Raw genomic sequence first — 11,216 nt, 5'->3', positions numbered from 1 at the left:
GCAGACCCTCACCGCCGTCCGACGGCCATGCGCGGCCGGGCCGGTACCGCAGACCCTCGGCGCCGTCCGACCACCAAGCGGGGCCGGGACGGGCGGAAGACCACGCCGCCGTCCGACCGCCGTGCGCGGCCCGGTCGGTACGGCGGACCCTCGCGGTCGTCCGGCCGAAGGTCGCCGCGAGGTCAGCTAGGGGTGCGGCCCCGGCGTGCCGTGCACGCGTACAGCAGCGCCGCCCCGGCGACCGTGGCCGCCGCCGTACCGGCCGCGAGGGCTCCGCCACGGGAACGCCAGGACAGCACCGAGCCGGTCGAGTAGGCGGACAGCACGGAGCCGGAGCTGAGCCAGGAGCCCGCGGAGACGAAGGAGACGGCGGACCCGACGGATCCCACGGACAGGAAACTGCCGACCGAGGCGACGGACAGGGAACTGCCGACGGAGCCGATGGAGAGGAACGAGTCGACCGAGGCGATCGACAGGGCCGAGTTCTTCGACCAGAGCGAACGCCAGGAGCCGTCGGCGCTGTCGGCATGCTGAGTCACGGATTTCGCCACAGACCTCATCATGATCCGAGCATAGGACCGGACCGGCCGGGATGTCGGCCGATCGGGAACCGTCAGGACGGCGGCCAGTCGCGGTAGGCGATCCGGGTCAGTTCGTGGATCTCACCGACGGTGCCCCATTCGTCGCGGCCGAGCCGGGCCAGGGGCCGCAGCCGCCGGATGTCGGGGTGCCCGTCGACGACGACGTCCGCGCGTACGGCGGCGTGCACGACCTGGCCGAGGACCAGTGTGGAGTTGCCGATGCCGAGAGTGGAGTGCAGTCGGCACTCCAGCGCCACGGGCGAGGCGGCCACACGCGGCGGCTTCACCCGCAGCGAGGGCTCCCGCTCGATGCCGACCGCGTCGAACTCGCCCTCGTGCGCGGGGAAGTCGGTGCCGCTGGCGTTGATCTGCTCGAACAGCGGCTCGGAGGCGAAGTTGACCACGAACTCGCCGGTGGCCTCGACGTTGCGCAGGGAGTCCTTGCGGCCGACGGAGGTGAACTGCACGATCGGCGGGTCGGTGCAGGCGACGGTGAAGAACGAGTGCGGTGCGAGGTTGGCGGTCGTGCCGTCGGCCGCGAGGGTCGACACCCAGGCGATCGGCCGGGGTACGACGACGGCGGTGAGCAGCCGGTAGAAGGCGCCCGCGCCCAGGGACTCGGGGTCGTGGTCAACGCGCATGCGGGCCACCCTACGGCGCCGCCTTCATCCCACGTCCCACAGGAACCGGTGGGTGTGGATGGCGAAGTAGGGGAAGGACTGCACACCGCTGACGCCTTCGATCTGCCGCACGGTGTCGTTGACGAAGTCGAGCAGGTCCTTCGCGGTGGGGCTGACCACCTCGGCGAACAGGTCGAAGCCGCCGGAGGTGAGCACGGAGTACACCACCTCGGGGTGGGCGGCCAGCGCGTCGGCGACGGGGCGCGGATCGCCGGCCGCGGTGATGCCGAGGAGCGCCATGGCCTGGCCGCCCATGGCCATCGGGTCGGTGACGCCGACGACCTGGACGGCGCGGGAGTCCAGCAGCCGTTGCAGACGCTGGCGGGCGGCGGAGGCGGACAGACCGACCCGGGGGCCGAGGTCGGCGTACGCGATACGTCCGTCGGTCTGCAGTTCGCGCAGGATGGCCCGGTCGATCTCGTCCACGTGTGGGTCCCTTCCCGGTGGTCAGCCGGCCAGTTCGGCCAGGGCGGCGGCGAACAGTTCGGTGTGGGTGTCGACGTCCTGCTCGCTGGTGTCGGGGCACATCAGGGCCATGTTGTGGAACGGGGTGAGGAGGATGCCCCGGTTGGCGAGGTAGAGGTGCAGGAAGTCCTCCAGCTCGGTGTCGCCGGCGGCCGCGGCCTCGGTCCCGGTGCGGGGGGCCGGGTCGGTGAAGCGGTACTCGGTGCGGGCGCCGAGCCGGCTGACGGACCAGGGCAGGGCGTGGGCTTCGATGCCGGCGCGGACGCCCGCCTCGAAGCGCTCGGACAGCTTGTGCATCCGGGCGAACGCCCCGTCGGTGAGGACGTGTTCGAGGGTGGCGCGGGTCGCCGCGACGGAGAGGGCGTTGCCCGCGAGGGTGCCGCCGACCCCGCCCATGTCGACGAGGTCCAGGTCGGCCCGGCCCAGGAGCCGGTCGGCGAGGTCGGCGGAGAGGCCGTAGGCGCCGGCCGGGATGCCGCCGCCGATGGCCTTGCCGATGGTCAGCACGTCCGGTTCCAGGTCCCAGGCGGCGGTGCAGCCGCCCGGTCCGGCGGAGAAGGTGTGCGTCTCGTCGTTGATCAGCAGGGTGCCGTACCGGCGGGTCAGCTCGCGCACGCCCTCCAGGTAGCCGGGTTCGGGCAGGAGGATGCCGATGTTGGTGAGCGCGGGTTCCATCAGGACGGCGGCCACGTCGCCGTGGGCGAGTTCACGCTCCAGGTGGTCCAGGTCGTTGTACTCGGCGACCCGGCTGGTGAGGGTGACGTCGCAGGGGGCGCCGACGTTTCCGGGACGGGCGGTGCCCTGCCCGTCGGGGCCGGTCACGATCAGGGACTCGTCGACGCTGCCGTGGTAGCAGTAGCTGTTGACCAGGATCTTCGGGCGTGCGGTGACGGCCCGGGCGAGGCGGATCGCCCAGCGGTTGGCGTCGGTGGCGGTGAGCGAGAAGCTCCAGCGGGGCAGGCCGAAGCGGCGGGTCAGTTCGGCGCCGACCCATTCGGCGTCCTCGGTGGGCAGCATCGCGGTCGCTCCGCCGAGCGTGGTGAAGCGGTGCTGTACGGCCTCGGCGACGGCGGCCGGCGAGTGACCCGCCATGGCGCCGGTGTCGCCGAGACAGAAGTCGACGTACTCGTGCCCGTCGACGTCCCGGACGCGGGCGCCCCGCGCGGACTCCAGGTACCGGGGGAAGGCGCCGGCCGTCTTGTTCATCCAGGTCATCGGCACCCGGCCGAAGAGGTGCCCGGCGCGGGCGTAGGCGTCCCGGGAGCGGGGGTTGCGCCGCTCGGCCTCCGCGCTCTCGCGGGCCAGGAGATCACGCAGTCGGGCACGGTCCATGGCACACCCCGGATCCGAGGGACGAATGAATGCGATGAATCTACGGTCGCCGACGCGGGAATCTCAAGGCTTGACGATCGAATCGATTGTCACCGCGATCGATTCAGTCGTCCATCGCGTTCTCCGCAACGGCCTCCGCAATGACCTCCACAGTGGTCTCCAGCGCGGTCTCCGTCGCGGGCCCCACCGCGGTCTCCGTCCGGATCCTGGCCACGGCCGCGCCCACCTGTTCCTGCACGGAACCGTCCGGCGGGGCGCCCTGGACGGCGGACACCAGGTCCTGGGCGAGGTGGTGCAGTTTGGTGTTGGTGTGCTGCGAGGCCTCCACGAGCACCCGCCAGGCGTCCTCGGCGCTCAGGGCGAAGGAGGCCATGAGGACGCCGCGGGCCAGATCGATCACCGGCCGGGTCTGCATGGCGCGCCGCAGCTGGACGACCTCGACGCGCAGGTCCCGCAGGGTTTCCGGGTCCGCGTCCTCGCCCCCGCCCGGGTCCGTCGGCTCGGGCTCGGCGAACAGCGGGCGGGTGCCGGTGAGCGCGAGGAGACGTTCGACGGCGGGGGCGAGGGTGCGCAGGGCGATCGTCTTGCCCTGTCGCAGACCCTGCTCACGCATGCTCAGCAGCACATTGAGGGTGGAACAGTCGCAGAAGTCGACGCCGTCGAGCTCCAGGTCGACACCACCGACGGACGCACCGAGGGCCGCGCGCAGGGCGTGCTCGAGCCGCTCGGCGGATTCGAGGTCGAGTTCCCCGCGTACGGCCACGACGACACGGTCACCGTCCGGCCGAACGCCGATCCGCGGGACGGAATTCACGTCGTACACAGGCTCCGGCATGACCGCCTCCCTCGGTCACTTTCCACGTGACAACAGAGTCGCCCGCCCGCCTGTCACCCGTCAACCAATACACGAAAATAAGTTCCTGTGTTTGTATACGTGAATGCCCGGCCGTAGGATCGATCCATGGAGGGAGTTGCCGAGTCGCACAACGGATGGACGTTTCTGACCAACCACGCACGCGTGCTGGCGGCCATCGCGGACAACCACAGTGCCCGGATCCGTGACATCGCCGCACACTGCCGGCTGACGGAACGCGCGGTTCAGAAGATCATCGCCGACCTGGAACAGGACGGTTATCTGTCGCACGTCCGGGAAGGGCGGGGCAACGTCTACCGGATCGAGCCGGACAAGGTGCTGCGCCACCCGGCGGAGGCCGGCCTGCAGGTCGCCGCTCTGCTCTCGCTGCTCGCCCAGGACGAGGCGACCCGCCGATCATGAACGGTGGTGAACCGGTCATTGCGGGCCCGCCCGAGGGAGCGAGAGACGAAGGTCACGAATACGTATCGGACATTTAACGCTTGAATCTTCACACCTGTCACACATGTTGGCTAGGTTGACGCCCATACCGCACGAACGGCTCCGGCAAACCCCGCCGGGTCCCGCGGCCCAACAGCCCGGCAGGGCACAGAGCTTGGGGCACCCTCGACTCGGGGGTCGCCCGGATCCGCGGGCCGGTACGGCCCGGCGGAGCACGGAAGGAGTACGTCTTCCATGGCGACGGAGGTCGGCGAGCCGAGCCGGGCGGAGATCCAGCAGGCGGTCAACGCGCTGTACGACCGGGCCGAGAGCGACACCGGGAACTTCAACGCGACGCGTGCCAGGTCCAACGCGAACCGCCGGTCCGGTGTCTCCCTCGCGCGCGGTGGGCGCGGTTCCGGCGACCCGTCGACCGAGGCCATGGCCCGCAAGTGGTTCGACGTGGCACGCAGTTCGATCGGCCCGACCGTGGAAGCGGTCCTGCCGGCCGACCGGACGCCGGCCCGTGCCATCGGCCCGTCCGCTCCGCGCGTGCCGAAGGAGCTGGAGCAGGCCTTCGAGAACAGCGTGCAGCGCACACCACGCCTCGCACTGGAGGCACCCGAGCGGCGGGTTCCCGAGCTGACGGCGCGTGCTGTCGCCGCGCTGCCCCCGGCGCCCGAGCAGGCACCCGCGGCGCCCGAGCCGCGCCGGCAGGAGCCCAAGGCCCTCCCGCCGGCGGCACAGCCGTCGCCCGCGCCCTCGATGACGCCCCCGCCGATGGGGCAGCCGATGACACAGCCGATGGGGCAAGTCATGGCGCAGCCCATGGGCCAGGCGATGACGCAGCCCATGACGCAGGTGATGGCGCAGCCGATGGGGCCGCAGCCCGGCGCGGTGTCACAGCCCATGGCAGCACAGCCGATGAGACCGCCGGCCGCCCCGGTGCCGAGGCCCGGCGACACCGCGGAGCAGCAGGCGATCCGGACCCAGGCCGCGGCCGCGTGGGCGGGGCAGGGGCAGGGGCAGGCGGCCCCGACCCCCGAGGCTCCCGCACAGGCCGGTGGTGGCGGCAACGACCAGCTTCCCGAGTTCAAGATCATGACGCCGGGGGCCGGCGGCTCCACGCGCGGGGGTGCTGCCCAGCCCGCGACCGTCTTCCCGACGTCCGAATTCGGCGTCGCGAAGCCCGCGTTCGCCTTCCCGATGCCCGAAGTCGACCCCACGACCGGCACGTTCATCCTCCCCGACTTCGACGCGATGAACGGCACCCCGGCGTCGGGCACCCCGGCGTCGGGCACTCCGACGCCGCAGGCCGGCTCCGCGACCGGCTCGTTCGCCTTCCCCATGCCGGACGCCGCCACCGCCACGCCGACGGCCGCCCCGGCACCCCAAGCCGGCCCCGCCTCCGGCTCGTTCAGCTTCCCCATGCCCGACGCCGCGACCCCGCAGGCCGGCCCCGCCTCCGGCTCGTTCAGCTTCCCCATGCCCGACGCCGCGACCCCGCAGGCCGGCCCCGCCTCCGGTTCGTTCAGCTTCCCCATGCCGGGCGCCGCCGCGACCACACCTCCGGCCGGCACCCCGATGCCCCAAGCCGGGCCTGGCACCGGGTCGTTCGCCTTCCCCATGCCCGACGCCGCCGCGACCACACCCCCGGCCGGCACCCCGATGCCCCAAGCCGGGCCTGGTACCGGCTCGTTCGCCTTCCCCATGCCCGACGCCGCGCCTTCCACCCCGCCCGGCGGAACCCCGGTCGTCGCAGCCGCGAATGCCGGGGCCGGCTTCCCTGCCGCCGAATTCGGCGGGGCGCAGGCTCCGTTCGCCTTCCCGTATCCCGCAGCCGACGGGTCCACGCCCGCCGGCGGCACGCCGATGCCCCAAGCCGGTCCGGCGAGCGGCCAGTTCAGCTTCCCCATGCCCGACGCCGCTCCGACGGCACCCGCGCAGGCCTTCCCGGCTCCCGAACTCGTGGGCGCGGCCCCCATGGCAGGCGTCGCGGCCCCCATGGCAGGCGTCGCGGCTCCCATGGCCGGGGTCGCGGCCCCCATGCCGGGCATGGCAGCCCCCGCGACGGGCGTCATGGGGGCCCCCGCACCCGTGGACGCCCTCACCGGCCCGATCCTCGCGGCCCCCGCACCGGCACCCGCGCCCACCCCGGCTCCGATGCCCGCCCCGGCCGCGGCTCCCGTCGGCGCCACCTTCAGCGCGACCGGTACGGCCTACCTGGGCAAGGCGGACAAGGCGCTCGCCTTCGCGCGTGCGCAGATCGGGCGGCCCTGTCTTCCGGGTGCCACGGGACCGGAGTCGTACGACTGCTCCAGCCTCACCCAGGCCGCCTGGCGGGCCGCCGGGGTGACCCTGCCGCGGTCCGCCATCGACCAGGCGAAGGCCTTCACCCGGGTCGGCCTCGACCAACTCCGCCCCGGTGACCTCGTGTTCTTCCACGACGACCTCAGCCACGTCGGCCTGTGCACGGACGGCGCCATGATGATCCACGCCCCGGGCCCGGGAGCGCGCATCCGCGAGGAACCGATCGTCGCCGTCGGCGAGGGCACGGTGCGCGGCGCGGTACGCCCCGCCTGAGGCGAGCATCCGCGCCACACCGGCCGGGCGCGTGTGGCCGAAAGAGGGGCATCGCGGGGCCGGTCCGCACGGTCACACTGGCGTCCGGTCCGGTGCAGGGAGGGATCCCGTGGGGGACGCGCAGGAGAGCGTGCGGAAGGTGGACCGGGGACCGGGGCGGCCCGGCTGCCCGGTGAGCCGGGAGACGGACGGAAGCTGGGTGGTGCGCGGGTACGCGGCCGCCCGGGAGGTGCTGCGCAGTACGGACACCGTGCAGGCCGGTCTGGGCATCGAGACGGTGGAGAAGCTGCCGCGGCGCATCCGCCGGCCCGTGCTGTACCAGGACGGGCCGGAGCACCGGGAGCAGCGTCGGCAGACCGCGCGGTTCTTCACGCCCCGGTGGGTGGACGAGCACTACCGTCCGCTCATGACCCGGGTGGCGCAGGAGCAGGTGGCGGTGGTGCGGGCGGCCGGTACCGCGCAGCTGTCCGATCTGAGCTTCACCATGGCGATCGAGGTGGTGCGGGACATCATCGGGCTCACGCACAGCCGGCCGGGGCTGAAGGAGCGGCTGGAGCGGTTCTTTCCCGAGGAGTTCGGGCAGCCGGGGCTGACCAGCGCTCGGGGCCTGTACTGGCTCGTGCGTCAGAACGCGAACTGGCTGCGCATCCACCTGGCCGACGTCCGCCCCGCGATCCGGGCGCACCGCCGCCGGGAGCGGGACGACCTGATCTCGCACCTGCTGGCCGAGGGATGCTCGGGCGCCGAGATCCTCGGCGAGTGCCTGACGTACGCGGCGGCCGGGATGGTCACCACGCGGGAGTTCATCTGTGTCGCCGCCTGGCATCTGTTCGACGACCCGGGGCTGCTGGAGCGGTACCGGGCGGCTCAGGAGCCGGAGCGGCTGGCGCTGCTGCAGGAGATCCTGCGGCTGGAGCCCGTCGTGGGGCGGCTGGCCCGGCGGGCCACGGCGTCCCTGACGGTCGGCGGGACGCCGGTGGAGGCCGGGGAGCTGATCACCGTCCATGTGGACGAGACCAACGCCGATCCGGCGGTGGTGGGCGGTGACCCGTGCCGTCTGCGTCCCGGCCGTGAGCTGGGGCTGGGCCCGGGTGCGGCCGGGCTCGCCTTCGGGGACGGCGCCCACCGCTGTCCGGGCGCCTCCGTCGCCGTACTGGAGGCGGACGTCCTGCTCAGCCGGCTCTTCGCGCTCGACGGGCTGCGGATGACCGGCGTGCCGCGCGTGTCGTTCAAGGACGAGATCGGCGGGTACGAGATCAGGAACCTGACGGTGACCGTCCCGAGGTGAGACGGGCGCCGGCCCCCCTTCAGCGCATCGCGGAGCCGGCGCGGGTCTGGGTCCTGCGGACGTTGTTGTAGGCGCGCAGGAGGAGTTTGGAGACGGCGCACGGCGACATGTCGACGTGGCACTGACGGCAGGTGCGCACGTGCTCCTCGTAGGCGGTACGGGCCTGGTGCAGGGCGTCCTCAGAAGAGGTCATGGGGGTCCTCCGAACGAAACGACGGTTACCGTGGGACCTGCCTACTCGCCAGTAGCCCACGTCGAAGGAAAGTGGACCATGTTACTCACGGTAGCGAAAAATGCGATTCCGGCCGTTCCCGGAACCGACGAAGGGAGACGACGGTGACGGTCGAGAACGACGGGCGGCGCGCGGCGGCGGTGTTCGACGCGCTGGGGTCCGGCTACGAGAAGGCGTTCGCGCACTCGGAGGCGCATCGCAGGTCCCTGGAGTGGCTGCTGGGGCGGCTCACACCGGGCAGCCGGGTGCTGGACGTCGGCAGCGGCACGGGTCGGCCGACGGCCGAGACGCTGGTCACGGCCGGCCACGACGTGCGGGGCGTGGACGTCTCCCCCGTCATGGTCGACCTCGCCGGCCGCCAGGTGCCCGGGGCCGCCTTCGAGTGTGCCGACGTACGCGAACTCCCGCTGGAAGAGAGCTCGTTCGACGCGGTCTGCGTGTACTTCTCCCTGCTCCAGATGGACCGCGCCCAGCAGACCGGGCTGATCGGCCGGCTCGCTCGGGCGCTGGTGCCGGGCGGCAGTCTGGTGCTGGCGACCGTGCCGCTGGACATCGAGGGCGTGGACGCGGTGTTCATGGGGCAGCCGGTCCGGGTCACGAGTTTCGGCGGCGAGGACCTCGTCGAGGTGGTGCGGGGCGCCGGCCTGACCGTACTGGCCGAGGAGAACACCCTGTTCACCCCGGACCATCCGGAGGCCGTGCCCGAGCCCCACCTCTTCCTGTACTGCGGCCGGGAATGACCGGCCGCCGTGCTCAGTCCTCGACGCGGGACGCGAGGGACAGCACCAGGGCCGCCGACCCCGTGCCCAGGAGGGCGCCCGCGATGACGTCGCCCGGGTAGTGCACGCCGGTGTGGACCCGTGAGTAGCCGACCGCGCAGGCGAGCAGCCCGAGCGGGACGGCGGCGGCGGGGAAGGCGGGGCCGACGGCGGCGGCGAAGGCGACGGCCGAGGCGGTGTGCCCGGACGGGAAGGACGCGGAGTCCGGCATCGGCACGTGGCGGCCCGGGAACGGCGAGTCCTCGGAGCGGTGCGGCCGCCTGCGCCGTACGAGCCGCTTCCCGACCAGGTTCGCCGTCGCCGAGGCCACGCCGATGGCGGCGACGCCCAGGACGGCGGCGCGGCGCGAGCGGCCGCCGCGCAGAGCCAGGCCCGCCGCGACGGCGAAGGACAGCTTGGAGTGGTCGGCGGCCGCGGACAGCCGGCGCAGCGCGCTGTCCAGGGTGGGGGTCCTGGTGATGGTGACCGTCTCGTACAGCGCCTGGTCCAGGGTGGCGAGGTCGCGGACCAGGGGCGGGGTGGTGAGCTTCGGCAGGCGGTCAGACATCGTAGGCATCCTTGATCGTGCGGGGATCGGGGTGGCCGAGGGCGAGACGCACGATGCGCCGCCAGTCGACCGTGGGTGGCGCGTAGGCCGCGCCGGGGCGGTGCCGTGGCACCCGGACCCTGAGCACGCTGGGCCGTACGGTGCACACCACCGGAGTGGGCAGTTCGAGCGCCTCGCCGTCGACGGCCACCGGGATGCGGTCCCGGTCGGCCTCGACGACCACGCGAGGGGAGGTGAATGTGGTGATGCCACTGGCCCGTTCGCCGAGCAGTGCCAGTTCGGCGGCCTGGGCGGCGCCCTCCACGCGGACCCCGATCACACCGAGCAGGCCGGTGTCCAGACGGGGGCGGCGGCCGCCGCCGAGCGGGTCGGCGCGGGCGTAGGCGTTGTTGCTGACGAGGACGGCCTGCGGGGCGTGGATACGGGTGTCGTCCGCGCGGACGTCGAGGCCGGGTCCCGCGCCACCCTGCAGCAGGTCGGGCAGGTGTTCGAGGGCGGTGGCGGCCTTCGCGTCCCGGTACTCGGGGTTCTGCACTATCTCCGCGTACGCGCCGAAGGAGACGGTGTTGACGAACGCCCGCCCGTCGACGTCGCCGAGGTCGACGCGGAGTTCGACGCCGTGGGTGAGCGCGTCGAGGCTGAGCGCGGGGTCGGTGCGGTCCAGCCCGAGGTCCATGGCGAAGTGGTTGCGGGTGCCGGCGGCGATGACCATGAACGGCAGGTCGTGTTCGGCGGCGACGGCCGCGACGAGCGCCTGGGTGCCGTCGCCGCCCGCTACGCCGAGCAGGTCCGCGCCCTCGGCGACGGCCTTGCGGGCCTCCGCGACCGGGTCGGTCCAGCCGTCGCCGTCGCCGAGCAGGACCACTCGGGCGCCCAGCGCCTCGGCCCGCTCGGCGAGGCCGTGCTTCTCGACCTTTCCGCCGCCCGAGCGCACGTTCATGATCAGGACGGGCCGCTGGGGCGGCGGGACGCGGCGGCCGTGGGTGCCCTTGGGGCGGCGCAGGCTGCGCAGCGACTGGCGGGCCGAAGCCAGGGCGGCCCCCCACAGCGCGAGGGCGCCGACCGCCACCACCCACAGGCCGGAGGTGGCGTACAGCGCGAGCACGCCCACGGGCGAGGTGACGGCGAGGACGCCGCCGAGGATCCGGGCGCCGCCACGGTGGGCCAGCATCCACCAGACGCCCGCCCCGGCGAGCGCGAGTCCGGCGAGGCCGGTGAGCAGGACCACCCAGCCGCCGGACCCGGCGCCAACGGCCACGACGGCGGCGCAGCCGAGGACCAGGACCAGGGCGAGCCTGGCCCATCTGCGCGCGCGGGCGACGGCGTCCTGGGCCGTCCTGCCCGTGGTCCACTTCGAAAGCGTCTCGTTCACCGTGCGCCCGCCATGCTCCGGGGTCCCCTCGCTGTGCGTGTCGTGATGGGTGGACAGCAGTCG

General features: G+C 73.2%; 12 protein-coding genes. 4 read left to right on the top strand and 8 right to left on the bottom strand.

Features of this window, described 5'->3' with window-relative positions:
- Positions 1 to 182: 182 nt before the first annotated feature.
- The 5 genes from ACIRF9_RS20425 to ACIRF9_RS20405 all read right to left on the bottom strand — a co-directional run bounded on the left by ACIRF9_RS20425 (position 183) and on the right by ACIRF9_RS20405 (position 3,893).
- Positions 183 to 539, bottom strand: a complete 357-nt coding sequence (locus ACIRF9_RS20425; RefSeq protein ID WP_403823836.1) for a hypothetical protein — start codon at positions 537 to 539, stop codon at positions 183 to 185.
- A 74-nt stretch (positions 540 to 613) separates the two neighbouring features.
- A complete protein-coding gene (locus ACIRF9_RS20420) occupies positions 614 to 1,222 on the bottom strand; it encodes a flavin reductase family protein (RefSeq protein WP_403823833.1) in 609 nt (202 codons plus the stop codon).
- 24 nt (positions 1,223 to 1,246) lie between these two features.
- The gene (locus ACIRF9_RS20415; protein ID WP_403823830.1) at positions 1,247 to 1,687 is read right to left on the bottom strand and encodes an Lrp/AsnC family transcriptional regulator; all 441 of its coding nucleotides are present in this window, start codon (positions 1,685 to 1,687) and stop codon (positions 1,247 to 1,249) included.
- A 21-nt stretch (positions 1,688 to 1,708) separates the two neighbouring features.
- Positions 1,709 to 3,058, bottom strand: a complete 1,350-nt coding sequence (locus ACIRF9_RS20410) for a transaminase (protein WP_403823827.1) — start codon at positions 3,056 to 3,058, stop codon at positions 1,709 to 1,711.
- Between the two features lie 103 nt (positions 3,059 to 3,161).
- The gene (locus ACIRF9_RS20405) at positions 3,162 to 3,893 is read right to left on the bottom strand and encodes an anti-sigma factor antagonist (protein ID WP_403823824.1); all 732 of its coding nucleotides are present in this window, start codon (positions 3,891 to 3,893) and stop codon (positions 3,162 to 3,164) included.
- Between the two features lie 126 nt (positions 3,894 to 4,019).
- On the opposite strand from ACIRF9_RS20405, the gene ACIRF9_RS20400 reads away from it, so the two are divergent.
- The 3 genes from ACIRF9_RS20400 to ACIRF9_RS20390 all read left to right on the top strand — a co-directional run bounded on the left by ACIRF9_RS20400 (position 4,020) and on the right by ACIRF9_RS20390 (position 8,223).
- Complete coding sequence (locus ACIRF9_RS20400; protein WP_403823821.1) at positions 4,020 to 4,334, top strand: helix-turn-helix transcriptional regulator; 315 nt, start codon at positions 4,020 to 4,022, stop codon at positions 4,332 to 4,334.
- Between the two features lie 273 nt (positions 4,335 to 4,607).
- The gene (locus ACIRF9_RS20395; RefSeq protein ID WP_403823819.1) at positions 4,608 to 6,935 is read left to right on the top strand and encodes an NlpC/P60 family protein; all 2,328 of its coding nucleotides are present in this window, start codon (positions 4,608 to 4,610) and stop codon (positions 6,933 to 6,935) included.
- A 109-nt stretch (positions 6,936 to 7,044) separates the two neighbouring features.
- Positions 7,045 to 8,223 (top strand): cytochrome P450, encoded by a 1,179-nt coding sequence (locus ACIRF9_RS20390; protein ID WP_403823816.1) that lies wholly within the window; start codon positions 7,045 to 7,047, stop codon positions 8,221 to 8,223.
- A gap of 19 nt (positions 8,224 to 8,242) precedes the next feature.
- Here the strand turns inward: ACIRF9_RS20390 and ACIRF9_RS20385 are convergent, their stop codons facing one another.
- The gene (locus ACIRF9_RS20385; RefSeq protein WP_403823814.1) at positions 8,243 to 8,416 is read right to left on the bottom strand and encodes a hypothetical protein; all 174 of its coding nucleotides are present in this window, start codon (positions 8,414 to 8,416) and stop codon (positions 8,243 to 8,245) included.
- A 143-nt stretch (positions 8,417 to 8,559) separates the two neighbouring features.
- Here ACIRF9_RS20385 and ACIRF9_RS20380 point away from each other — a divergent pair, with 143 nt between their 5' ends.
- Positions 8,560 to 9,195, top strand: coding sequence for a class I SAM-dependent methyltransferase (locus ACIRF9_RS20380; protein WP_403823811.1), 636 nt, complete (start codon positions 8,560 to 8,562; stop codon positions 9,193 to 9,195).
- Positions 9,196 to 9,208: 13 nt separating this feature from the next.
- On the opposite strand, the gene ACIRF9_RS20375 is transcribed toward ACIRF9_RS20380, so the two are convergent.
- Positions 9,209 to 9,781: a phosphatase PAP2 family protein gene (locus tag ACIRF9_RS20375; protein WP_403823808.1), complete on the bottom strand. Its 573-nt coding sequence runs from the start codon at positions 9,779 to 9,781 to the stop codon at positions 9,209 to 9,211.
- Positions 9,774 to 11,153 carry a diacylglycerol/lipid kinase family protein gene (locus tag ACIRF9_RS20370; protein ID WP_403823805.1) on the bottom strand — a complete coding sequence of 460 codons (1,380 nt, stop codon included), beginning with the start codon at positions 11,151 to 11,153 and terminating at the stop codon, positions 9,774 to 9,776. Before ACIRF9_RS20370 ends, ACIRF9_RS20375 begins: the two co-directional genes overlap by 8 nt.
- Between the last annotated feature and the right edge of the window lie 63 nt (positions 11,154 to 11,216).

Source organism: Streptomyces sp. NPDC096132, assembly GCF_044763345.1.
GTDB lineage: Bacteria > Actinomycetota > Actinomycetes > Streptomycetales > Streptomycetaceae > Streptomyces.
The sequence above is the reverse complement of the archived record's forward strand: the minus strand, read 5'-3'. Positions and strand labels throughout refer to the sequence as shown.

What these genes read in the sequence shown, in the direction of transcription:
- ACIRF9_RS20420 (WP_403823833.1), bottom strand. Translation starts at nt 1,222, where the DNA reads ATGCGCGTTGACCACGACCCCGAGTCCCTGGGCGCGGGCGCCTTCTAC.
- ACIRF9_RS20410 (WP_403823827.1), bottom strand. Translation starts at nt 3,058, where the DNA reads ATGGACCGTGCCCGACTGCGTGATCTCCTGGCCCGCGAGAGCGCGGAG.
- ACIRF9_RS20405 (WP_403823824.1), bottom strand. Translation starts at nt 3,893, where the DNA reads ATGCCGGAGCCTGTGTACGACGTGAATTCCGTCCCGCGGATCGGCGTT.
- ACIRF9_RS20400 (WP_403823821.1), top strand. Translation starts at nt 4,020, where the DNA reads ATGGAGGGAGTTGCCGAGTCGCACAACGGATGGACGTTTCTGACCAAC.
- ACIRF9_RS20395 (WP_403823819.1), top strand. Translation starts at nt 4,608, where the DNA reads ATGGCGACGGAGGTCGGCGAGCCGAGCCGGGCGGAGATCCAGCAGGCG.
- ACIRF9_RS20385 (WP_403823814.1), bottom strand. Translation starts at nt 8,416, where the DNA reads ATGACCTCTTCTGAGGACGCCCTGCACCAGGCCCGTACCGCCTACGAG.
- ACIRF9_RS20375 (WP_403823808.1), bottom strand. Translation starts at nt 9,781, where the DNA reads ATGTCTGACCGCCTGCCGAAGCTCACCACCCCGCCCCTGGTCCGCGAC.